At 71.3% G+C, this 23277-nt stretch carries 21 protein-coding genes; 6 read left to right on the top strand and 15 right to left on the bottom strand.

Annotation, left to right across the window (positions count from 1 at the left end; genetic code table 11):
- Positions 1-60 precede the first annotated feature (60 nt).
- The 3 genes from ACZ6EJ_RS13495 to ACZ6EJ_RS13485 all read right to left on the bottom strand — a co-directional run bounded on the left by ACZ6EJ_RS13495 (position 61) and on the right by ACZ6EJ_RS13485 (position 5350).
- Entirely contained in the window at positions 61-1272 is a 1212-nt protein-coding gene (locus tag ACZ6EJ_RS13495; RefSeq protein WP_469266977.1) for a N,N-dimethylformamidase beta subunit family domain-containing protein, read from the bottom strand.
- A gap of 183 nt (positions 1273-1455) precedes the next feature.
- Positions 1456-4020 (bottom strand): amino acid adenylation domain-containing protein, encoded by a 2565-nt coding sequence (locus tag ACZ6EJ_RS13490; protein WP_469266975.1) that lies wholly within the window; start codon positions 4018-4020, stop codon positions 1456-1458.
- Positions 4021-4036: 16 nt separating this feature from the next.
- Positions 4037-5350, bottom strand: a complete 1314-nt coding sequence (locus tag ACZ6EJ_RS13485; RefSeq protein WP_469266974.1) for a preATP grasp domain-containing protein — start codon at positions 5348-5350, stop codon at positions 4037-4039.
- A gap of 208 nt (positions 5351-5558) precedes the next feature.
- Here ACZ6EJ_RS13485 and ACZ6EJ_RS13480 point away from each other — a divergent pair, with 208 nt between their 5' ends.
- The 6 genes from ACZ6EJ_RS13480 to ACZ6EJ_RS13455 all read left to right on the top strand — a co-directional run bounded on the left by ACZ6EJ_RS13480 (position 5559) and on the right by ACZ6EJ_RS13455 (position 11965).
- Complete coding sequence (locus ACZ6EJ_RS13480; protein WP_469266972.1) at positions 5559-5828, top strand: acyl carrier protein; 270 nt, start codon at positions 5559-5561, stop codon at positions 5826-5828.
- Between the two features lie 301 nt (positions 5829-6129).
- On the top strand, positions 6130-6948 hold the full coding sequence (locus ACZ6EJ_RS13475; RefSeq protein ID WP_469266970.1) for an HAD family hydrolase: 819 nt from the start codon (positions 6130-6132) through the stop codon (positions 6946-6948).
- Between the two features lie 145 nt (positions 6949-7093).
- Complete coding sequence (locus ACZ6EJ_RS13470) at positions 7094-7858, top strand: AfsR/SARP family transcriptional regulator (protein WP_469266968.1); 765 nt, start codon at positions 7094-7096, stop codon at positions 7856-7858.
- A 62-nt stretch (positions 7859-7920) separates the two neighbouring features.
- Complete coding sequence (locus ACZ6EJ_RS13465) at positions 7921-8964, top strand: LLM class flavin-dependent oxidoreductase (protein WP_469266967.1); 1044 nt, start codon at positions 7921-7923, stop codon at positions 8962-8964.
- A gap of 32 nt (positions 8965-8996) precedes the next feature.
- On the top strand, positions 8997-10676 hold the full coding sequence (locus ACZ6EJ_RS13460) for a condensation domain-containing protein (protein WP_469266965.1): 1680 nt from the start codon (positions 8997-8999) through the stop codon (positions 10674-10676).
- A 140-nt stretch (positions 10677-10816) separates the two neighbouring features.
- Entirely contained in the window at positions 10817-11965 is a 1149-nt protein-coding gene (locus tag ACZ6EJ_RS13455) for a glycine amidinotransferase (RefSeq protein WP_469266963.1), read from the top strand.
- 100 nt (positions 11966-12065) lie between these two features.
- Here the strand turns inward: ACZ6EJ_RS13455 and ACZ6EJ_RS13450 are convergent, their stop codons facing one another.
- The 12 genes from ACZ6EJ_RS13450 to ACZ6EJ_RS13395 all read right to left on the bottom strand — a co-directional run bounded on the left by ACZ6EJ_RS13450 (position 12066) and on the right by ACZ6EJ_RS13395 (position 23039).
- Positions 12066-12902 (bottom strand): class-II aminoacyl-tRNA synthetase family protein, encoded by an 837-nt coding sequence (locus ACZ6EJ_RS13450; protein ID WP_469266962.1) that lies wholly within the window; start codon positions 12900-12902, stop codon positions 12066-12068.
- Positions 12899-13303, bottom strand: coding sequence for an HIT family protein (locus ACZ6EJ_RS13445; RefSeq protein WP_469266961.1), 405 nt, complete (start codon positions 13301-13303; stop codon positions 12899-12901). The genes ACZ6EJ_RS13450 and ACZ6EJ_RS13445 overlap by 4 nt, the downstream gene beginning before the upstream one ends.
- Positions 13304-13356: 53 nt before the next feature.
- Entirely contained in the window at positions 13357-14403 is a 1047-nt protein-coding gene (locus ACZ6EJ_RS13440) for a glycosyltransferase family 4 protein (protein WP_469267022.1), read from the bottom strand.
- A 47-nt stretch (positions 14404-14450) separates the two neighbouring features.
- A complete protein-coding gene (locus ACZ6EJ_RS13435) occupies positions 14451-14975 on the bottom strand; it encodes a dCTP deaminase (protein WP_469266959.1) in 525 nt (174 codons plus the stop codon).
- Positions 14972-15499, bottom strand: coding sequence for a dCTP deaminase (gene dcd / locus ACZ6EJ_RS13430; RefSeq protein WP_469266958.1), 528 nt, complete (start codon positions 15497-15499; stop codon positions 14972-14974). The genes ACZ6EJ_RS13435 and dcd overlap by 4 nt, the downstream gene beginning before the upstream one ends.
- A gap of 55 nt (positions 15500-15554) precedes the next feature.
- The gene (locus ACZ6EJ_RS13425; RefSeq protein ID WP_469266956.1) at positions 15555-16754 is read right to left on the bottom strand and encodes a hypothetical protein; all 1200 of its coding nucleotides are present in this window, start codon (positions 16752-16754) and stop codon (positions 15555-15557) included.
- Positions 16751-17629 (bottom strand): class I SAM-dependent methyltransferase, encoded by an 879-nt coding sequence (locus ACZ6EJ_RS13420; RefSeq protein ID WP_469266955.1) that lies wholly within the window; start codon positions 17627-17629, stop codon positions 16751-16753. The genes ACZ6EJ_RS13425 and ACZ6EJ_RS13420 overlap by 4 nt, the downstream gene beginning before the upstream one ends.
- Position 17630: 1 nt before the next feature.
- The gene (locus tag ACZ6EJ_RS13415) at positions 17631-18821 is read right to left on the bottom strand and encodes a M50 family metallopeptidase (RefSeq protein ID WP_469266953.1); all 1191 of its coding nucleotides are present in this window, start codon (positions 18819-18821) and stop codon (positions 17631-17633) included.
- A gap of 10 nt (positions 18822-18831) precedes the next feature.
- The gene (locus ACZ6EJ_RS13410) at positions 18832-21018 is read right to left on the bottom strand and encodes a hypothetical protein (protein ID WP_469266951.1); all 2187 of its coding nucleotides are present in this window, start codon (positions 21016-21018) and stop codon (positions 18832-18834) included.
- Positions 21011-21931: a hypothetical protein gene (locus ACZ6EJ_RS13405; RefSeq protein ID WP_469266950.1), complete on the bottom strand. Its 921-nt coding sequence runs from the start codon at positions 21929-21931 to the stop codon at positions 21011-21013. Before ACZ6EJ_RS13405 ends, ACZ6EJ_RS13410 begins: the two co-directional genes overlap by 8 nt.
- Complete coding sequence (locus tag ACZ6EJ_RS13400) at positions 21931-22827, bottom strand: MbnB/TglH/ChrH family RiPP precursor modification enzyme (RefSeq protein WP_469266949.1); 897 nt, start codon at positions 22825-22827, stop codon at positions 21931-21933. The genes ACZ6EJ_RS13405 and ACZ6EJ_RS13400 overlap by 1 nt, the downstream gene beginning before the upstream one ends.
- 62 nt (positions 22828-22889) lie before the next feature.
- Positions 22890-23039 carry a hypothetical protein gene (locus tag ACZ6EJ_RS13395; RefSeq protein ID WP_469266947.1) on the bottom strand — a complete coding sequence of 50 codons (150 nt, stop codon included), beginning with the start codon at positions 23037-23039 and terminating at the stop codon, positions 22890-22892.
- Between the last annotated feature and the right edge of the window lie 238 nt (positions 23040-23277).

Genomic DNA, 23277 nt, shown 5'->3' with positions numbered 1-23277 from the left:
CCTGTTTCGCGACGTCGAGGTGAGGGGGGCGGGGGAGTGACAGTGGTGGCCGTCGTGCGATCAAACCCCGCGTACGGCCGCCGCGTCGAGCACGTTGCGCGTGAGCCGGTCCACGGCGGGATGGCCCAGGTGCCGTGGCCAGTCGGTGGTTCCGGCATTGAAGACCAGAGCCTGTCCGCGGCGGTAGTAGGCGATCGTCGCGCACCGCGGCGATCGCAGCTCCGGCTCGCGGGGGTCGGAGAACCAGCGGGAGTGCGGGGCGTCGTCGAGCAGAGCGTAGGCGAGAACCACCAGGTCGCCGGGGGTGTCCTCAGCGCCCCTGGGGTGCCACGGCCGGCCGGGTTCGTACGCGTGGCCGTCGGCCTCGTACCCCGCCAGATCGGTCAGCTCACTGAAGGCCGCCACGTCGACGCCGTCGAGCAGCGGGTCGCCGTCCGGCCGGAAGGTGTACGACGTGTCCGGCCGGGCTCCCAGCCAACTGGCTCCGCCATGGCGGAAACTGAGCCCGATCAGCCGCGCTTCCGGCCGGTCGGTGAGCCACCAGAGATCGCCGCCCGCGGGATTGGCCTCGTCCTTCCTCACCCGGATCTCGCCGTCCCGCACCTCGGTACGCCACCAGCAGGTGTTCCCGCCGAAGATCAGGACGTTGCCGCCGGAGGCCGAGAACTCCTCGGTCCGGCTGCGGCACTCGGTCGTCCAGTACTCGTCGTGGCCTGCCGTGATGAGCGTTTCGTATCCGCCGAGCAGTTCGGGCTCGGTGTCCAGCGCGGTGTCGAAGACGACGTCGAGGGCGTAGCCGGACTCGGCGGCCCAGGCCAGGAAGGGGCCGTCCCAATGCCAGAAGGTCTGGCGCGGGCTTTCCGGCGCGTAGGTGTCGACCGGTTCCGCGGTCGGACCACCGATACCGGCTCCGGGGCGCCGTACCCCGGCCACACACGCGCCGTCCCGCCACTGGCGGTTGACGTACAGGCTCGCGCCGCCGGCCGGGTTGTAGGCGAGGTAGGTGCGCATGGGCAGTTTGTACAGGGCGGAGGAAGCGGGCCGGTGCGGAGTGACGGCCAGCAGGGCGGTGGCGTCGTAGCCGACCAGGCTCGGCTCGTAGCCGGTCTGATCGCCGGTCTCGTTGCCCACGACGAGGTAGACGCCGCCGGGGAGGTCCGCGGGCAGGTCGACGGGGTAGCCGGGCCACTGCCAGTCCTGGGTCGGGTCGCCCGCAGGCAGCAGCCTGCCGACCAGCTCCGGGCTGCACCACACCGGAGTGGATCCGCGCAACGGGTACAGCTGCAGCCGAAAGGTGGCGGACGTGGTGGAGACGTGGACGGACGTCCGGTCGCCGGGCCGGACCACATGTTCTACATCGCAATACAGCGCTAGCATCTGGCAGCCTGTTCTCTCTGTGCTGGCATCCGGTCGGGGCGGCCCAGGACGCGGTGGGTGGTGTCCCGCGCCGAGCGGTCAGTCGGACGTGGCGCTCTCCACACAGGTGACGAGCGTCTCGACGGTCGGCGAGCTGAGGAACGCCATGAGCGGAACCTCGGTCGCGAACTCCTCGCTGATCCTGGCGAGCAGTTCCATGACGCGAAGCGAGTCGCCGCCGCTGGCCAGGAAATGGTCCCGCAGGCCCGCTGATTCCCGCCCCAGGACCTCGCACCACACACGGGCCAATGCCAGTTCGAGGTCCGTCCGCGGGACGTCGCCGGAATCCGGTGCCCGCTGCGGGGGAGCGGGCAGTCGGGCCCGGTCCAGCTTGCCCGTCGGCCCGATCGGGAACCGGTCCAGGACCATCACGTGATCGGGCACGGCGTAGGGGGGCAGGTGGCGGCCGAGATAGCCGAGCAGTTCCTCCGGATTGGCGTTCAGCGCCCCGGGCGAGGTCACATAGCCGATGAGGCGGGTGCCGTGCGTCGCGTGTCGGTCGGGCACCACCGCGGCCCGCCGGACGGTCGGGTGGGCGCGCAGCAGCGTCTCGGCCTCGGCGGGCTCGACCCGGTGGCCGCGGATCTTCACCTGCCCGTCCCGGCGCCCGCAGGACATCAGCCGCCCGTCGGGCAGCCGGCGGGCCAGGTCGCCGGTTCGGTAGTACCGCCTTCCGTCCGGTCCGGTGCCGAACGCCCGCGCCGTGGCTTCTGGCTGGTTCCAGTAGCCGAGGGCGATGTGGTCCCCGCGCAGTACGAGTTCGCCGAAGACCTCGGCCGTCCGGCCGGTGGCGTCCACCAGGTCCACGGTCGTCCCGCCGACGGGGTGACCGATCGGCACCGACGACAACTGGTCGGCGGCCGGGGCCACGAGGTACTGGAGGGCGATCGTGCACTCGGTGGGCCCGAGTCCGTTGACCAGAGCGGTGCCGGTGGGGAAGTGCCGGGCGAACTCGGCCACGTCCGCCCGGGTGGCCTCCTCGCCGCCGAGGACGACGGCCCGGATGTCCGTCCGCGTTCCGGCCACGTCGGTGTGGGACATCAGATGCCGGAACAGGGTGGGCGTGCAGTGCAGGAGCGTGGCGCGCGCCGCCGCCAGAGCGGCACGCAACGCGGTGGGCGACTGCGTGGGGTCGATCATGTGGAGGCTCGCGCCGGACAGCAGGCCGCCGAACACGTCCATGACGGCCGCGTCGGAGGTGTAGGGGGCGACCACCGGCAGGCGGTCCTCGGGGTGGATGCGCAGCCGCTCGGCGTAGCGGAGTGCGTGTCCCAGCACGTTGCGGTGCGACTGTATGACGCCCTTGGGGCGTCCGGTCGAGCCGGAGGTGTGCAGGATGTAGGCCACCTCGTCGGCCGCCGGCGCGGAAGGCGGCGCGGCGGCTGCGGCGTTCTCCTCATCGTCCAGCGCCAGGACCGGCAGGCCGCCTGCCAGCGCGGTCGCCAACGGGACCAGATCGGCGTCGCACAGCAGGGCCCGCACCGAGGCGTCGGCGACCAGCGCGGCCAGCCTCGGCTGCGGGTGCCGGGGATCGAGCGGTACGTACGCCGCGCCGGACTTGAGCACCGACCAGATGGCCACCACGGCTTCGACGCCGGTCCGGCACAGCAGTGCCACCCGCTGTCCGGGACCGGCGACCTTCGCCACCCGGGCTGCGACCGCGTCGGTGCGGGAGTCGAGCTGGGCGTAGGTGTAGCCGCCGGACGGCCCGCGCAGCGCCGGGCGGCCGCCGTGCGACGCGGCCACCGCCCGGAAGCGGTCCACCAGGCTCTCCGAGGGGCCCGGTGGTTCGGGCGCCCGGTATCCGACCGGCACGGGCAGCGCCCACGGCGGCGGGGTCGTGGGACCGGGGTCCAGAGCGATGTCGCCGAGCGGTCGCGCCGGGTCGCGCAGGGCCTGGTCCAGCAGTGCGGCGTAGTGCCGGCCGAGCCGCTCCGCGGTGAACGGCTCGAAGGCCGTGCTCCCGTGCCGGATCAGCAGGGTGGCGGGCTCGTCACCGGTCTCACTCAGCGTCAGTTCCAGTGGATGCCCGTCCGACGGGTACGGGCCCGCCGTCGCGGTCCGGTGGTGGAACACGATGCCGAGGGCTGGGCCGGAGGCGTCGGTCGTCGACCGGGCGGGGGCGGTGTGGTGGACCGCGTCGCTCAGGGCGGTGTGCACGGCGTCGACGAGTTCGGCGAAGGGCGCGGCCGGATTCACCGTGGCCCTCAGGGGCAGGACGGGGCCGGGCCCGTCGTCCGGTTCGCGGCCGGCGTCGGGCTCGTCGCGGCCGCCGGCTCCGCCGGCCGCCGCCCCCAGGAGCAGGTCGCACTCGCCGGTGTGTCGCTGGACGACCGCGAAGCAGGCGGCCAGCAGGACGGCGAGCGGCGTCGTGCGGTGCTGCGCCGCGTAGGCATGAGCCGCGGTGAGGGCCGGGGCGGGCACCGGGGTGCGGGTGACCGTCCGGTCCCGTCCGTCCTGGGCGGAGTGGGGCAGGCTGGAGGGGATCAGGGTCGCGGTCGCGCCTTCGAGTTGTCGGCGCCAGTACGCCTGGGAGTCCTCGATGCCGTCTGCGCGCCGCGGTCCCGGCGGGTGGAGAGGGCCTGTGGCTGTGTCCGTACTCATCCTGGTCGACTCCGGCTCAGGGCTCGGTGGTGAAAAGGGGGGCGAGCGCGAGGTTGACGTCCCACGCCGTGTCGATGTCGGGCGCCACGATGCAGTACATGACGCCCTGGTGCTCCGCGTCGTAGGCGCTGACGACGATCACCCCGGTCCGGGTGGCCGGGTCGTAGGCGTAGCCGGCCTCGGTGAGCGTCTGCACGGCGTCGCTGAACGAATCGGTGGCCCAGCCCGGCGGCCAGACGTGTTCCAGCAGGACGCGGTCGGCCTGGTAGTCCTTGCCCACCACCGTGTCGCCGAGGACGTAGTACGTGTGCGTGGACCCGGTCAGGCGCCCGTTCCACTCGGTGTAGAGGACCTGGCGGTCGGGGGTCACGATGGCGTCGGCGCTGAGCATCCCCCGGTATCCCATCGCGTGCAGCGGGACGCACATCCGGCGACCGCCCTCGATGAGCCGCTCCAGTGTCGCGGCATCGAGGTCGGCCGGGATGATCTGCGCCATGTAGTACGGCGCCGACTGCATCTCGCCATGGCCGCCCAGCTCGATGCCCTCGTCGCCGATGATGAACTCGACGAAGTAGGCCGCGCTGTCGCGGAAGTAGCGCTCCACGACCACCTGGTGTCGGCCGCCGTCGGTGAGCCAGTCCCAGTTCTCCTGCACATACGCGTGGACGGCGGGGCGTCCGGAGAGCACCACGGTGCGGCGGGCGCCCACCGGGCGGACCCCCTCGATGGGGCTGAGCACCTCGTTGCCGCGGCCGCCGGAGCGGAATTCGAGTTTGAGCATCACGATGTGGCCCTGGTCGAGCTGTTCCGTGATCGCGTTCTCGGCGGCGGCGCTGTTGGAGCACACCGCGCCCTCGGGCAGTGGCACTCCCGCTCCCGCGGCCACCGAGCGGAAGACCGCCTTGCTGCTGACCAGGGTGCCGCCGCTCTGGGCGAGGAAGGGGCCGCCGGACAGGGCGTCCTGCGCTCCGACGGCCTTGGCCAGCGCGGCCACCGAGGCGTGCGGCGACATGGGGACCACGCTCTGCACGGTGCGCCCCGCCAGGACGGTTCGCAGCTCGTCGTGCAGGACCGGATCGGTGAGGCGGTCCGCGGTGAGCAGCCCTGCGCCCGTCTGTCCGGGAGGCGGTACGACCACCCGCAGGGTGGAGCGGTCGGTGCCGGTCAGTGCGGTCACGTAGTCGAGAAAGGCGTCCTCCGGCCGCTCCGGAAGAACGAGGACATCGCCGTCCTGCGCGAACCAGGCGATGCGCTGGACCCACCAGCCCGACCACCCGCGGTCGTCCCGCAGGTCCTCGTCGAAATCATTGCCGATAAGCAGTCTGGTCACGCGCAGCCCTTTCGCCGAAGACTGCGTCATGAAAGCACGTGCCGTACGGGGCCCCTAGTGCTCGCTGCCGCTGCCATGCGGTGCGTATGCGGTGCGTATGCGAGAACTGCGTAGGCTGCTCGCGTTGCCCTTCCGGCCTGCCGGGAAGCGGTGTTCGGTGACGCCGCTCCGGCGGTGTCCAATTCCCTCACAATCCTTGGAGCGGGATATGGATATACCTTGGGATGCGCCGTTCGAGCAGATTCTCCGGCAAGCGCTGCCCCTCCTCCCCTCCGAGAAGGAGTTGAGCCCCGACCTCAACACCGCGCTGTTCGGGCTGGATTCGCTTGCGGCGGTGGAGCTGCTCATCACCGTCGAGACCGCATACGGCATCTCCATTCCCGAGGATCTTCTGCAGTTGAGCAGCTTCGCGACTCCCGGCGCCTTGTGGGAGTTGGTCTGTTCCGTTCGCGCGTCACACGGTTCGATGGCTCCTTGAACGCTATGCCGGCGCATCGGCCCGACCGTAATGCGGACGCCCCGTGCACGCCCCGGCCGGTATGTCGCGACAATGTCGCCGAAGGCTCTGTGGCCGCCGTTCGCGGAGATCGTCGTTCCGCTGCCGGGCCGTGTCCGTCGACCGGGACGATCCCTTGACACCGTGTGGCGGGGAACCGAAGATCATCTGGATCGTTCGGAAAGTTTCCCAACAGTTGGTCAAGCATCCCTCCCACGCACAGCGCCAGCTCACGCCGCTCGACACGACCCGCATCCGGGGACCTCGAAGGGTACGGCCTGCCATGACCTCCAAGCCCCCTCAGTTGATCGCCACCGATCTGGACGGCACGATCATCCGCAGCGACGGGACGATCTCCCCCCGGACGGTCGCCGCGTTCGCGCGGGTCGAGCGGGCCGGCGCCCAGTTCGTCTTCGTGACCGGCAGGCCACCGGGCCAACTGGCCGGGATCGTCAGAGCCTTCGGCGCCTTCGGCACCGCGATCTGCTCCAACGGAGCCCTCATCCACGACCTGCGCACCGGGCGCGTCGTCGAGGAGCACCCGATCGGCGCCGACGTCCTGCGTCAGGCCGCCAAGCTGCTCCGGGACCTGTTCCCCGGGATCGGACTGGCCGTCGAGTACGCCGACGAACTGGCCGGGGACCCGCATTACGTGCCGGACCACTGGGACGGAGACGTGGCGATCCGACGGCGCTCCGACGACGTGCTGTTCGGCCGGCCCGGCCACAAACTCCTGGGCCGCCATCCCCACCTGTCCGCCGACGAGCTGCTGACCGCGGCAAAGCCGGTGCTGGGCGACCTGGTCACCGTCTACCACTCCAACGGCCAGCGGCTGGTCGAGGTCAGCGCCGCCGGAGTGGACAAGGCGTCCGCCCTCGCCCGCCTGGCGCGACGCCGGGGCGTCGGGCCCGCTGACGTGGCGGCCTTCGGTGACATGCCGAACGACCTGCCGATGCTCGCCTGGGCCGGCGCCTCCTACGGAGTGTCCAACGCGCACCCGGCCGTGCTGTCCGCTGTCGACCACGTGATCGGCCACCACGATGAGGACGGTGTCGCCGCCGTCCTCGAAAGCCTCTTTCCCGAAGGAGACCACGCCGTATGAGCGATCGACGCCGGCCGGTGAGTCCGCGCCTGCCGCAAGCGCGGTACCACGCCGCAGCCGGATTCGGGGGGTGTCCGTGCATTTCCGACTGATCGGTCCACCCGGAGTGGACAGCGGCAACCGTCGCACGATGTCGCCCAAGGGGATGACGACCACCCTGTTCGCCGCGCTGCTGCTGCGCGCGAACCAGGCCGTCGACTCGACTTCCCTCGTCACGCTGCTGTGGCCCGGAACGCGTCCCCCCTCCGCGGACGCCAATCTCCGCCAGTACGCGTCGCGGCTGCGGACGTACCTGCAGAAGGCCGCCCCCGAGGACGAGCCGCGACTGCGCTCCGCGCCGGGCGGCGGATATCTCCTCGAACTGGGCCGCGACGAACTCGACCTGACCATTTTCGACGACCTTGCCACCCTTGGCCGCGAGGCCCTGGAAGCGGGTGACGTCCATACGGCACAGGCCAATCTCCAGCAGGCGGTCAGCCTCTGGAAGGGGCCGATGTGCCAGGGCGCCGCACTCGCCCCCGAGCTCGAAGTGGACGTCCTCTACTGGGACGAACTACGGCTCTCCGCAGCCCTTCTCCTGCTGCAGACCCGCCTGCGCCTCGGTGAATACCACAAGGCGATAGCGGAGATCCGCCCGATGCTCGCGAACTACCCGCTGTGCGAGGAACTGTGGGGAATGCTGATGCTCGCTCTCTACCGCTCCCATCGGCGCGGCGAGGCGTTGGAGGCGTTCCGCACCGCCCACCGGCGCTTCGTCCGTGATCTCGGTATCGAACCGACCCTGGACCTCCGCCGTCTCCACCAGGCCATCCTGGCCGGGGAGTGCCCGCTCGACGGTTTCTCGTGGGTCACTCCGCCGATGCGGGGCAACCCTGGTGCGAATGCCGCCGTCGGTCTCGGATCCCGCTGACCGGAGGGGAGGGAGAAACTCCGGAATGACGACAGCGAACCGTCGGCAAAGGAAGGTGTGCAGTGGTTACCGTCTACTCGACCTGTCCGGGCTCCACCGACCGCACGGCGGCGCAATTCCGCGTCGCGATTCGTGATGTCGCGCGCTGGACCGAGGACGCCGGATGCCGCGGGCTGCTGGTGTACACGGACAACAGGCTCGTCGATCCCTGGGCCGCCGCCCAGTTCGTCCTCGATCGCACCGAACGGCTCGTCCCGCTCGTCGCGGTCCAGCCGGTGTACATGCATCCGTTCACCGTGGCCCGGATGATCCGGTCGATCGACTACGTGCACGGCCGGAGCGTCGACCTCAACCTGGTGACCGGCGGCTACGCGGGCCACCTGACGTCCCTGGCGTCCGAGCTCGACCACGACGCCCGCTACGACCGCCTGGTCGAGTACGGCGAGATCGTCCGGGCGCTGCTCACATCGGACCGGCCGGTCAGCCATGACGGCGCGTACTACGAACTCCGGCAGGCCGCCCTGGACCTGCCGGGAGACGACGCGCTCGACCCCCGAGTCTTCGTCGCGGGGTCCTCCCCGGCCTGTGTGGCCGCCGCCGGGCGCCTGTCCGCGACCCGGCTCGCCTACCCCCGGTGGATCGAGGAGTACGACGACCCCGCCGCGCTCGCCGGCACCGGCATCCGGATGGGCGTCATCGCCCGCGACTCCGCCGAGGCCGCCTGGCGGCTGGCCCACGAACGGTTCCCACCGGACCCCCGCGGTGAGCGGGTCCACGACATCTCGGCGCGCATGGTCCAGTCCCACTGGCACCGCGGCCTCTCCGATGACGCGCGCCGCTCGTCGACCCCGCGCGACGCGTACTGGCTGTACCCCTTCAGGACCTACAAGACCTTCTGCCCCTACCTGGTGGGAAGTTACGAGGAGGTGGCGGAACTGCTGCGCCGCTATCTCGACCTGGGGGTCACCACCTTGATCCTCGACGAACCCGCGGCCGAGGACGATCTGCACCACGCGAACCGCGCGATCCGGCGCGCCGAGCGCCTCAGCGTCTCGGCGCCACCCGTGGCAGCCTCGATCGACTCCGGCCGCGGGGCCGGCGCGTGACGGCCGCCCCTCGTGAGACGAAAGGCACGCTCATGCCGGAGACGACCACCCGCACCGTGCGGTTCTCCGTCGGCGGCCCGCGCCAGGGGCCCCTCACCTGGGGGCAGTTGGCGATTCTGCGAGAGCTGACCTGGCTGGCCGACGAGGCGTACTCGTACAACGAGACCGTGACCGTCGACGTCGCGCCCGGCACCTCCCTCGACGCCGTGCTTGACGCGGTCCGGTTGATGGTGCAGGCGCACGAGGGGCTGCGCACCACGATCGGGCGCCCCGCCGGCGCGGACGCCTCCGCCGAACCGTGGCAGCGGGTCCACGCCCGCGGCCGGATCCAGGTCGGGCTGATCGACGGTCCGCGGACCGACGCGGACACGCAGTCCGGGGAGATCCCGGACGCGCGGCACAACTTCGACCCGGAGACCGAGTTCCCCGTGCGCTGGACGGTCTTCTGCCGGGAGGGGCAGCCGCGGCGCCTGTGCGCCGTCATCAGCCATTTCACCATCGACGGCACCGCGCTGCGGGCGTTCCGCGAGGAACTGCGGATGTTCCTGACCGGCGGCGATCACAGCCCTGCCCGTGGTCCGGTCTGGCATCCGCTCGATCAGGCCCGCTGGGAGCGCACCGAGGGCGCCGCGGCCAGCGGGGCAGCGGTCGAGCGCTGGCTGAGCGTGATCGCCGAGGCTCCGCAGCAGATGTTCAACGTCCGCCACCCCTCCACCGGGGCCGAGGACTTCCACTGCTTCGAGATGCGCTCCGTAGCCGCGGCAGTTGCCCTGCACCGTCTTTCACGGCGGATGAACGTCTCGACCTCCACCATCGTCGTCGCGCTCACCGCGGTCACGGTGGCCCGGCTCAGCGGCAACCGGCGCGTGGTCTTCAAGGTGGTGGTGGGCAATCGGATGGATGAGCGGTCGCGCAACCACATCGCCCCGCTGGTCCAGGACGGTGTCCTGGCTCTGGACACCCACGGCAGCTTCGCGGCGGTGATCCGGCGTGCCTGGCCCGCCTCGCTCCGCACCTACTCGCGCTCGCGCTACCATCCCGGCGAACTCTCCGCCGCGCTGGAGGAGTACGCCGCGCGGCACGGCCACGACGGCGATCCGCGCGTGGCGCTCAACGACGCCCGCTTCGACGGTCCGCGGACGGCGCTGCCCGAACCGCGAAACGCCGACGCGATGCGCGCACTGTGCGAGCGGACGGAGATCGCACACCAGTTCTCCCAGGAACGGGTCGACGTCAAGTTCTTCGTGGAGGTCACCCAGGCCGAGGACTGCCTGCGGATGAGCCTGCTGACCGACGGCACCTACATTCCGACCGACCTGATCCCGGACATCCTGCGCGGAATGGAGGGGATTCTCGTGGAGGAAGCCCTCGGGGCAGCGGAATCGGGTGACGACACTCCGCCCCGATGGAGCATCGCCCCTCTGGCGCGTGGCCCGGAATGGCAGCCGGTGCAAGGGCATTGGATCCGCCCGGAGGCCCTGCGCGCCGTCCTCACCTCGATACCCGGCGTGAGAAGCGCGGAATTTCCGTCTCTCCCCCCGCAGCGTACGGCGGAGGGGTTGGCGTGCCGACTGGTCGTGGACGGATCCTTCGGCCACGACGAGACGGAATTGCGGCGTCTCGTCGTCGACGCCGCCCGCGGTCGCGAAGACCTCCTCGTTCCGGAGACGTACGAGATCGTCCGTGCCGCCTCCTCGGCCGCAATGCGCTGACACCCGCGGGCGTGCCGGACGACCGGCCGGCCGTCGCGGTATGCGGCTCATATGCGGGCGTTTCGTACGATGCGCATACCCCATCGCCGTCGTCTGCGCGGTGCGAGCCGCGGATGCGGCTCGTCATGAGAGGACACGCTATGCGCCTGAACAGCTATGACGAATGGTCTCCGCTCAAGGAAATAATTCTGGGTTCCGCCGTCAATTACACCTCCCATGAACGGGAGTTGTCGTTCGAGCTCTTCTTCTACGATCAGGTGGCGACCCAGACGTCGTTCTACGACCGTATGTACTACCCCCATCACACGGCGCCGGGCGCCGAGTCCGCCGCCAAGGGCGCGTCGGGCAGCTCACCGATCAAGCAGCGGTACGTGGAGGAGCTGAACAAGGACGTCGAGGGCATCGCGGAGACCATGCGGTCGCTCGGGATCGTGGTGCACCGGCCGCTGGACCTGGAGCAGTCGATGGAGGTGCGGACGCCCGCGTGGCCGGCCGCGGTGGTGCCGCCGCTCAACATCCGGGACAACACCCTGATCCTCGGCGACGAGATCATCGAAACGCCGCCCCAGGTCAGGTCGCGGTACTTCGAGACGCAGTTCCTCACCCCCGTCTTCGCCGACTACTTCCGGCAGGGCGCACGGTGGACCGTGATGCCGCGCCCGCTGATGACCGACGACTCCTTCGACCCCTCCTACGTCAAGGGCGGCCCGGTCGAGTTCGTCCCCGATCCGAAGCCCTCCGCGTACGACGTCGGCTTCGAGATGATGTTCGACGGGGCCCAGTGCGTCCGGTTCGGCAAGGACCTGCTGGTGAACATCGCGACGGCCAACCACGCTCTGGCGTGCGACTGGCTGGAGCGCCACCTGGAGGGGCGGATCAGGATCCACCGGGTGCACAAGCTGGCTGACGGGCACATCGACAGCATGGTCCTGGCACTGCGCCCCGGACTCCTGCTGGTCCGCACGCCGCAGGTGGCCGAAGCGCTTCCCGAGCCGCTGCGCTCCTGGGACATGATCTTCGCTCCCGAGCCGGCGACCAACAACTTCCCCGAGTACGACAACGACGACCTGATCCTCACCAGCCCGTACATCGACCTGAACATCCTGTCGATCAGCCCGGACACCGTGATGATCAACGAGGCGTGCCCGGAGCTCATCCGCCTGATGGAGAAGAACGGCTTCACCGTCGTGCCCGTCCGGCACCGGCACCGGCGCATCTTCGGCGGCGGTCTGCACTGCTTCACCCTGGACACCGTGCGGGAGGGGGCAGCGGAGGACTACTTCGGCTGACGGCGCCGCCCCGCGCGTCGGGGGCAGCGAAGGAACCCGAAAGCCCGTTCACCCCGGCCCATGGAGGTGAACGGGCTTTCGGCCGCGATGTGGGGACCGCTCAGGCGACACCCGCGTGCATCAGCGCCAGCGCGATCCGCTCCAGCCCGAACGCCACGCAGGCGGTGTGCGCCGGGTCACCGCCGGCCAGGGTGACACCGAATGCCTCCCCGAAGTGCTCCTTGTGGCAGTTGGCGGAGGCGATCGCCTGCCGCAGCCCAGGAGCCACACCGGCGATGAACTCCCACTTGAGCGCCTGCTGCACCTGACTGGCCCGCATCAGCCGGGCGCCCGGGCCGAAGAACGGGTCATTGGCCAGCTCGGTGCGCACGTCCAGCCCCAGCCCGGTCAGCCAGTCCGCGATCCGCCCGCGCCACTGGTCGCGCCACTCCGCACAGCCCTCGGGCGAGCCGACGTAGACCAGCTCCTTCATCCGGAACGAGCGGAGCCGACCCACCTCGCTCGTCGCCTCGTCGCGGTAGCAGTACGCCTCCACGCCGAACCGCAGCGGCTCGGTGACATCCGCTCCGGTCAGCCGCGGGTAGACGTGGTAGCAGGCGGCGGGGGTGAGCACCACATCGGTGATCTCCTGGCGGTCGTGCCACCGGCCGTCGGGCCGGGCCTGCGGACGCAGTGTCCGCCACTCGTCCGCCGTGCCCGCGTAGCGGTGCACGGAGCCGAGCAGGTGGGGGAACTCCCTGACGAAGCCGCTTCGTTCCACGGTCTCGCGTGCGATGACCGGTGGTGCGCCGAGGGTGACGAAGGGCTCGTCCCCGGCCAGTTCGTCGATCTGCGCCCGCAGTCGCGCCACAACGCCTTCGAACCGCGCGCTGAACAGCTCGACGCCCGGTACGGGCCGGGGCGGGGCGGGGGCAAGCGGTTCCACCGGTGGGGTCACGTTGATCTCCTGAGGTCCATAGCGAGGCGGGTGGCCGCGAGTCGTGCGGGGTCGGCCCGGGTGGCACTCCACGGGCGGTGCAGATGGTCGCCGTCGCGCCGGGGGACCACATGCAGATGCAGGTGGAACACGTCCTGCCAGCCGGCGTCCCTGTTCGCCTGGAACAGGGTCAGGCCGTCGGGCGCGAAGACGTCCTTGACCAGGCGTGCCATCCGGTGCGCGGTGCGCATCACCGCGGCGGCGTCCGACTCGCTCACCGCCCACAGGTCCTCGGCGTGGCGCTTGGGGACGACCAGGGTGTGGCCCTCCATCACGGCGGTGTTGTCGAGGAAGGCGAGCGTCCTGTCGTCCTCGAACACGATCTCCGCCGGCAGTGCGCGGTGGACGATGGCGCAGAACACGCAGCCGTCCGGCGCCCCGGGAGGGCCGGCTCCCGGAGGTGTCACCAGGGCCGTCACCGCGCCAACTCCGCGGACAGTGCCCGTAGGTCGTTCGCCGTACGGGACAGCGGGAAACGCGCGGCGTTGCGGTGCCCGGAGCGGCGCAGGTCGGCGAGGGCGCCGGCGTCGTCCCGCAGTCCGCTCACCACGGCCGTCACCAGGCGCGGGTCGGCGCCGAAGTCCACTGCCAGAGCGGAGTCCCCCAGGACCTCGGCGAGCCCGGGCACCGGCGTGTGCAGCACGGGGAGCCCGCACGCCTGGGCCTCGACGGCGACCAGCCCGAACGCCTCCAGCCGGTTGGACGGCATCACCAGGGCGTCGTGTTCGCCGAAGACCTGCCACAGCCGGGGGCGCGTCAGCCAACCGAGATACCGCACCCCACTGAGGTCCATCCGCCCGGCCAGCTTCCGGTACTCCGCGGCCGGGGCGGCGATGCTGAGCGACACCCCGGGGATCCTCGTCAGCTCTGCCACGGCCTCGGCCGGCCCCTTCTCCGCGCTGAGCCGTCCCGCGTAGAGCAGCCGCAGCGGTGCGCCGTCGTGCGCGGGCCGCGGCGGGGGAGCGGAGAGCAGCCGGTCGGGTACGCCCCAGGGGATGTGCACGACGCGTCGCGCGTCGACGTCCGCCAGCGAACGCAGGGCCGCGGCCATGGCCGTGGTGGGGACGACCACGGCCGCGGCCCGGCGCACCGTCTCGCGCAGTACCTCGGCCTGCGTGGCGTGGTCGGCCGCGAAGATCAGGTCGGTGCCGTGCACCAGGGCGATGTGCGGGTGGTCGGGGAAGGCCCGCAGCAGGGCGGGGGTGGCCCCGAAGGCGAGGTGCTGCAGATGGACCACTCCGTGGTCACCCGGTGCGAAGCGCCGCCGCAGCGCTCGGGCGAGCTCGGCCACGTACGACCAGAAGCCGGGCCCCGACACCTGTTTGCCCGGCACGGACAGCAGAGCCGGGCGTGCGGCGCCCGGCTCTGCGGGCTGCTCGTCGTCGGCCGGTCCGGAGAGCAGGAAGACCTCGGCGTCGAGCGGCCGGTCCGGCGCCAGGTACAGGTCCCGCAGGAGTTCCATGCTGCCGCCCGGGCTGCCGGCGGGGAGGTCGATGCCGGTGAGCGTGGTCACTCGAACTCCTCGTGCAGACGGGAGATGCCGATACCGCCGGTCACGGTGTACTTGCGGCCCACCTCCTGGTAGCTCAGCAGCGGTCCCTGCGTCGCCAGGAAGATGATCTTGCCGAAGGTCATGCGGGGGTAGACGCGCACCGGTCGGGCCACCCGGATCTCCAGCGTCCAGCGGATGGCGTGGCCGACATGGCCCAGCGGAGCCGACACGTGCACCCAGACGCCCAGCGCGCCGATCGCGTGATCACCGTTGATCATCTGGGCGTAGTGGTCGGAGTGCGTTCGCTCGTGCGTGACGCCCAGATACAGCCGGTGCGGCTGCAGCACCAACCCCTGGGCGGGAATGGTCGCTTCGGTGAAGGGCGTGGACACCGCCGCGTCGAGCGGGCCGTCGTGCCAGCGGATCCGGTCGCCCAGACGCCAGTCGTAGGCGTTCGGCGAGACCCGGTCCGCCTCGAACGGCTCGATGACGATCTCGCCCGCCCGCACGGCCGCCGCGATGGCCGGCCCGGTGAGGATCACGAGACACCGACCCGGTCGTGCCAGTAGCGCGACTCCTGAGGTCCCGACGCGGCCTGGTACTTGCCCTGGTAGAGCTCGACCTCGCCACGGGAGACGAAGAACATGATCTGCCCGATCTTCATCCCGGGGTAGACCCGCAGGGGCAGGACCGCCGAGAGCATCAGCGTCCACTGCCCGTGGAACCCGATGTCGCCGATCGGCGCGGTGATCTCCACGAACAGGCCCAGTCTGCCGACCGAGGAGCGGCCGAACAGCAGCGGCACGTAACTGTCGGAACCCACGTGCTCCATGGTGTGGCCCAGGTACAACTGCCCCGGCTGGAGCACGTATCCCTCGGGGCCGATCCGCACGGACGTCGTCGGGTTCGGGGCGTAGGCGTCGATGACCTCGTCGACGTACGTCATGAGGGTCTCGCCCAGCCGGATGTTGTAGCTGTTCGGGTTGACCTGCTCGGGGCTGTAGGGACAGATCCTGACCCGACCGTCGTGGTGGGCTCGGCTTATCTCCGGTCCTGTGAGTATCAACTTCTCCCCGTAACGCCGTCGGTCCTCGTCGTCGGCGTCCCCGCCGGTGACACCGTCATCGTGTGCTCCTCTCCAGCGCCGCGACCCGCCCCCGCGTCCCGGCCGCGCGATATCCCGTGTGGAAGGCGACCCAGGCGATCTCCGTCAGCACCTCCCAGTGCTCGCGCCACCGCACGACGGCCGCCTCCTTGGCCAGGCCCGACTCGACGAGGGTGGCCATCGCCGCGCTGTTGGCCGGTGAGCGGCCGGGCGGGTCGGCCTGATCCGCCCGGACCCCGGCCACCACCCAGCCCAGGCCGTAGCCGGCCAGGTACAGCTCCCGGACCAGCAGCCGGACGGCTCCGCGCCGCTCGGGCAGCGCCGGCATCTGCTCGAACCAGACGTCCGACAGGCGCTGGAGCCGGTCGGCGGACAGGCCGAGGACCTGGAGCTGGGCCACCCGGGTCTGCGTCTGCCAGCGGGCTCGCCCCAGCCTGGACGGCATACGCAGCAGCGCTCGGCGTTGGTTGAACTGCGCCCAGGCCGGAGGGGAGCGGAGCACGGACCGCACGAGGGGCGCCTGGGTGTGCGACTGGAAGCACACGGAACGCCGCACCCCGCCGAACATGTCGGGGCGCCGGGGGTCGGCGTCCCAGCCCGACAGGCTCGGCAGGTCCCGGTGCTCGACGAGATTCTGGGCGCGGAGCAGGGCCGGCACCTGGCGGTCGGCCAGGAAGTCGGCCAGCACCTCGTCGTCGTCGGTCTCCTGCTGCGCCAGATGGTCCGTGGCCAGCTCCGCGAAATCGTGGGCGATCGCGCAGGGCATGACGGTCGCGAGCGTCGGAAAGTACTCGCCGGGGACCGGTGGCACCCAGGTGTGGCCGGCCAGTACCGCCGCCCGCGCCGACGCGCCGTTCCAGCTTGTGGAGTTGACGTAGAAGGTGAGCACCGCCGCCGGATGCTCGTCGATGGCGCTCACCATGAGCGGCCACAGATTCGCCGTCGGTTCGATGTCGTCCTGGACGACCGCGTGGTGGGTGCTCGTGCCGTCGCAGGCCGCCCAGGCGCGGGCCGCGGTGCGCAGGGCGCTGGGCGCCGCATCAGGCTCCGGGTCGAATACCTGGCGGGTGCCGTTGCCCAGCCGCTCCGCCAGCCGTCCGGCCTCCCGCGCGCGCCGCGGGTGGCACATCACGGTCATGCTGAGCCGGCTGGAGGAGTCCCTCCCTGTCCGTGCCTCCGCCTCCGGCGGGCGGTCGGACGGTGTCTGCTCGGTCACACTCGGGCCTCGTCTCTCGCGGGGGCTGTGCGGGGGGACCGGTACCGTGCCACGCCCAGCCACCAGGCCAGGCCCAGCCCGTCGTCGCCCCGCCGTTGCCGGGACTCCTCCAGCAGGCCGCCGAGCAGCCGCTGGATCGTGGCTCGCCGGGGCCCGGCGGAGCGCCGGTAGGCGGCGTACGCGGTCGGCGCCAGGTCGGCGAACTCCGCCCAGTAGGCGGCCGTGTCGGGGACCGGCCGACGGCAGTGCCGACGCTGCCAGTCGACGGTGCCGAAGCCCGCGTCGCGCAGCCAGCCGCCGACCCGGTCGGGCGTCAGCGCGAAGGGGCCGGTCACCCCGGCGGAGAGGCGGGACGACGGGACCACCCGGCCGATCGCGGCGGCGCCGAGGGTGAGGAGGCGGCAGTCCGCGGGAGCGCCCCAGAGGTGGACCACCAGGACGCCTCCGGGACGGAGCACCCGTGCCGTCTCGGCGAGAACCCGCTGCGGGTCGGCGAACGCCCAGAGGGTCGACACGCACAGTGCCGCGTCGGTCGACGCGGCGCCGAGGGGGATGCGCTCCGCGTCGGCGCGCAGCCACACGCCGCCGCCGCGAAGGATGCCGTCGCCCGTGCCTGCCGCCTGGCCGAGTGCCTCGGCCGAGAAGTCCATCCCGATCCCGCGCACACCCGCGGGCATCGCGGCCAGCAGGGCGCCGGTGCCGCAGCCGATGTCCAGGACGGTCCCGGCGCCCCGCAGATGCCGGTCCACGGCCGAAGCGACGGACGTGTGCAGCGCGCGGCTCGCTCCGGTGCCGCCGGGCGCCCGGGTGCGGTGGTCCTGCTCCCGGTGCACGTCGTCCCAGTGCTCCGGCCGGTGGTAGGCGGGTGCGGACATGTCACCACCCCCCGAGCGGGGCGATCGCGAACCAGTACACCGTCGCCAGGACGCAGAAGGTCGCCGCGGTGCTCAGCAGGATCGAGGCCAGCGCGTAACCGACGTGGAGCAGTGGCGCGTCATGGCCGGCGCGGGCGGACGGGGGCGTCCCGGTGACGGCGTCGAGCAGGTGCTGGAAACTGCGCTGACGCAGGTTCGGCCTGTCCAGCCACATCTCCAGCAGCAGATACGCGTCGCCCTCGAAGGTCGGGACCAAGGTGGGGGCCATGCCCACGGTCCCGGCGACGACGGTCCACAGTCCGACCAGCCGCAGCGCCTCGACGTCATGGCCGACCCACCACAGTGTCCCGCCGAGTGCGGCGAACAGCAGGCTGCCCAGGGGGCCGGCCACAGCGGTCACGACCCTGGCCCGTCCCGGCAGCCGTCGCCACGCTCCCTGATCGGGTCTGGTCCACGCGAAGGGCACGAACCAGCGCAGCCCGATGCCCATCCGCTCGACGCCCACCGCGTACCGGTGGCACGCGATCGCGTGTCCGCCCTCGTGGAACACCGCCGAGGCGGCGAAGGCGGCGGCCAGGCCGAGAAGCCCGCCGTGTTCCAGGGCGGGACGCAACTCGCCGGCCAGGTCACCGGCGCGGGTGCAGAGCAGGACGAGCACCGTCAGGGAGTACGCCGTCACGACGGACACGGAGACCCGGTCGGTGAGGCGGCGCACGAGCCGGCCCCACCGGTCCAGCAGGGGAGTCGGGTCGCCGCCCGCGAACTCGATCGTGCCCAGCCGGCGCCATACCGCGACAAGCCGCCGCTGGAGGCCTGCGGCCCGTCCGGCGCCGCCGGGTTCCAGGATGCCGAGCCGCAGGAGTCGGGCCTCGAAGCGGCGGACCGCGTGCGGAGCGACCGCGGGACGGCCGGTGCTCGCGTCGGCCGCCGCGATGTCGCGGTAGCTGCGCGTGCCGTCGAATCGGCGCGCGGTAAGCAGCTCCCGCGGGCCGAGTATCCACCGGCGGTCCGACGCCGGATCGCGTACCTCGCACCGTCCGTCGGTGTCGGGCGGTCCGATCCGGTAGCGGGCCGGGAACATCCCGAGGGCGCTCGTGTCGTCGGGACAGGACGCGGGCTCGGGTTCGGCCACGGGGTCCGACCCGGCCGTGCGGGGGTGCTCGGACGGGGCGCCGGGGTGGCGCATCGGCATCTGTTCCACCTCACACCACGAACGACAGGCGTAGTTCCGAGCAGTACCGTCCGCGGTCGTCGGCCAGCCACAGTTCGTCCGGGCCGGGGCTCATCTCGGTCAGCCGGACGTGCCGCGCCTGGCGGACGGCCTTGGCGAAGGTGTCCACGGCCTGCGGGTTCAGCCAGTCGAGGTACATCGGCTTGGGCTCGGTGTCCGCGAGGAAGAAGCCGTGTCGCGGCAGGCCCTGCTCGCGGGCCCAACCGGCAAACGCCGCGTAGTGGGCGAAGCACTCGGCGGGCTGCGGTGCGTCGGGCAGCCCGGCGGTGTCGAAGGACCACGAGCGGCGCTTGATCTCGACCTCCTGCCAGACGACACGCTGCGGCAGCGCGCCTCCGAGGACCTCGCCGGCCACGGCGAACAGCACCCGGTGCAGATCCGTCGAGAACACCGTGACGATGTCCTCCTCACGGCCGGACGCGCGGTCGACGAAGCGGATCAGCCCGTCGCGTACGACGACCCGGCCGCGGCCGACGGGGATCTGCCGGTCGGGGGCGCAGCGGCTGGTGGCCCCGGGCAGGGTCACCTCCCACAGATGTGGCACCACCGGCCAGTCGATCCGTGACCGCTGGTACGACTCGTTGCTCGCCGCCAGCAGGACCCGTCCGGGCGCCAGCAGGTCGTTCACCTGTCGCCGGGCCTCGGTGAGTGCGGTCTCGTCGAAGAAGGGCAGGACCACCGGCTGGAGCGCGGTCAGCACACCGGGGTGGACCTCGCCGATCACGATCCGGGCGGCGCCGGACCGTAGGGCGTCCGCGTCGCGGGCCGCCAGCAGCACGTCGGGGGAGACGACGCCGACGCCGAGCACGTCGGCGAACCGTTCGTGATCGGGGTGCGCGGCGGTGAGCGCCGCCTCGACGCGTGCCAAGCCGTCCTCGGTCAAGCGCAGTTCGTCGGCGGAGGCGTCCTTCGCCAGTTCGGCCCACACCGAGCGGAGCACGTCCCGGAGGGCGGTCACGACGGGTTCGTGCACGCGCTGCTGGTGGCCGCTGCCCCGCACCGCGCTCAGGAACAGCGGGAAGTCGACCTGGCCGTCCACGGCCGGCAGGGACGCCAGGGTGTCCGCGTACCGCGCGTGCAGGCGGGCGGCGGCGCATTCGGCGACCAGCCGGTAGATCCGCATCAGGGGGGTGAGCCGAAGGCGCAGTCGCGCGGCGAGCGGCGCTCCGATGGTGACGCCCAGATTGCGTTCGCAGTCCTCGTAGACCGGGAACCGCCCGACGTACATGCGGCCCCGGGCGCGGTCGGTATCGACGCCGACCGAAGCAAGAGTCCGACCCATCCCCTCGAGCAGAGCGCGGCGTTCCTCCTGCCCGGCTGCTTCGAAGTCCCGCCGCATGACGTCAAGTGCCTCGGCGGCCTGGTGTATCGGCCGCGTCTCGGGCACCGGGCCGGCGATGCGTACGACCTTGGAGATCTGTTCCATCGGCTGTGGCGCGCCCGGCGGGAGGGCGAACTCGGCCGACACCAGGCGCGCCACCGTCGCGCGGACCGCGTCGGTGGCGGCGTCGAGGGTCTTCGCGTCCAGATCGCCCTCGGCGGCGGCCGCCAGCAGCTCCGCGGTCTCCGCGCTCACCGCGATCTGCTTGCCCAGGGGGATGCGCACGGTGCGCCCCAGCGCGTCGCAACTGGGCAGGAGACGGTGGGGCAGTACGTGCCTGAGGTGTCCGCCCTCGTTGAGCACGGTGCAGAGTCGATCCACGACCCAGTGCTCGAAGAAGACCCGTCGCCGGTGCAGTGGGCCGAGGCTCTCGTCCAGTGGGTCCAGCCGCAGTGCGTCCGGCGACGCGAGGTCGAGCCGTCCCAGGGCCAGCGGGCCGAAGAAGCTGCAGGTGTCGTTCTTGGTGTGGAACCGCTGCAGATAGCTCCAGCCCAGCCGCAGCCGCTGGCGCTGCCGTGAGTTCAGCGGCCGCTCCGGGTCCTTGCCCAAGGTGGCCAGCCGGTCCAGGGCGTCGGGGTTGGACAGCAGCAGCGCCTCGGTGGCGCGGGGTCCGGCGAGCAGGGCGGCCAGGTCGGTCCGGGCCCGTACGACGTGCTGCCGGAACATCGCCTCGTCGTCGGCGGTGGGCGTGGGGAGCGTGATCTGCGTCGGCAGGGCGAGCCGGGTGAGGTCGCCGAAGGGGAAACCGGTCGAGCGCAGCCAGAAGAACTCAAACACGGGCGTGAGTCCTGTCCTCAGGCGCGTCCACGAGCCCCTTGGCCGCGAGCCGGCCGAGCAGTTCGCGGTCGCGTCGCGCGTCGCGGGGATGTCCGTCCCTCTCCAGTGCCGTCGACAGATCCGCCGCGCTGAGCGGCCCCTCGTGCAGGATGTGCAGGACGCGGGCGGCTCGTGCCGGCAACGCGACGATGTGTCGGTCCGCGGTGAGGGAGGGCAGGTGGACGGCGTAGATCCGCGGCGTGCGCGGCGGCGCGATGCGGCCGACGGCCCCGGGGTCGCGCAGCCACTGCGACAGGTCGACGTCACTTCGGTGGATCGCGCACCAGGGACGGGCCCGCCACAACGGGTCGGCCGTGACCGCCGACCGGGGCGGGCCGGCGTCGGCTCCGGCCGGGGAGCCGGCCGGCGGTGTCCTCACGTCGTCCGGGGAGCCGCCGGTCGGTGTCGTCGCGTCGGCGGCGGCCGTCACGAGGTCGATCGCCGTTCGTTCCAGCGCGATGAGTTCGCGCAGCCCGTCGATGGCCATCGCGGTGTCGTCGGCCTCGACGTGGGCCAGGATCTGCCGGCCGAAGGTGTAGACGAACGGTCCGAAGTCCGACCAGGCGTGCGCGTCGAAGAACGCCGTCGCGACGGCACGCAGATCCGCCCCGCTCGCCAGGAGCGCCCGGTGGGTCAACGGGGAGGCCGTCTCCAGGGCATTGAAGAACGAACTCACCATGCGGAAGCGGTAGCTCTCCACGAACATCCGCACACCGGCCTGACCGGCGGCGTACTCGCGCGCCACCGCGACCTCGTCCGGGCTGAGCCGCAACGCCCCGGCTCTCTCCTCCAGCAGGCCGTCGGCCATCGCCTGCCGCACCGGCGCTTCGCACAGGATGCGCCGCCAGACCTGCCAGACCATCGCCGCGTCCATCACACGACCTCGGCGGGGCGCATGGCGGCCTGCCAGATGCTCCGGGCCCGTGCGAGATCGTCGACGATCATCCGCACATCGGACTCGCCGCCCAGCACACGGGTCCCCTCGTGGTGGCAGCGCCCTTGGTACTCCAGCGTGACCGCGGCCGGCGACGACCGCTCCAGCAGCCACTGGAGCATCTCCCACACCGGCTCCGGCACCGGACTGTCGTGCCAGTCGTGGTAGAAGCCGTCGCGCCAGCTACCCCCGGCCAGATGGACTGCGAGCACCTTGTCCAGCGGCAGCGCGTCCAGGTACGCCTCGGTCCGATAACCGGGCAGATTCAGCGAGTTGGCGTAGATGTTGTGCAGGTCGAGGTGCAGATAGGTGCCCGCTTCCTCGGCCACGGCGGCCATGAAGTCGGCCTCGCGCATGTCCGCGCCCGGTGTCGGGACGTAGTACGTCGCGTTCTCGTGCGCCAGCGGGACCCCGTACAGGTCCTGCAGCCGCCGCGCCCGGTCCGCGACGCGGACGACCTCGGCTCGGGAGAACTGCAGCGGGCTGCTCCAGATGTCCAGCCACGAGTTGTCACCGTAGAAGCAGTGGTCGGCAACCCACGGGCTGCCGATCGCTTGGGTCATCGGTACGTGCCGGCGGGCGGCGGGCGTCTGCTCCAGCGGGAGGAACCCGAAGTCGCAGCCGTAGTTCGAGTGGGCCAGCAGAGGGCGTCGCTGTTTCAGTTCCAGGAGTTTTTCGAGCGCCCCCGGCAGGAAGACGTAGGGGCTGTCGAGTGGGCCCATGACGGGGTCGAGCAGCACCTCGAAAAGATCGACGTCCAAACTCTCGAACGGGAACCAGTCGAGTATCTCAGGGTTGTACTGGATTCCGATGCCGATGCTCTGCGGACGATCCATGGCCGTCATTCGCCCCCCGATGCGCTAGAAACACTGAAGAATTGACCCGGCAGTCCAGGCGGCTAACCGAAGACCTTGCTCTCGATGACCTCGATGTCATCCAGGGTGAATTCCTCGAAATCATCCTCGGATTCACCGGTCGCGTCGGAAAACGCGTCGGCGGAAGGCTCGGTCGAGCTCTCCTGGTCCGTGCTCTCGTGGTCGGGGGTCACAGGGATCTCCTTCTGCGATCAGGAATTCTTTGCGTCCAGACAGTACAGGGCGAGCTTCTCGCTGTGTAGACCCGAATTCTCCATCGAGCCCAGGGGCTCGCCCCACCCGGTGGAACCCGAAAGAATGATACGGCAGGGAGCAGCGGAATGCGCATATGTGTTGCATAAGGCCCGCACACCAGCCGTACTCAGAGAAAGCTGCGTTCCTTGACACATTCCTTCCGCCGCTGAAGCATCC

This window comes from Streptomyces sp. NPDC041970, from assembly GCF_055588985.1.
The sequence above is the reverse complement of the archived record's forward strand: the minus strand, read 5'-3'. Positions and strand labels throughout refer to the sequence as shown.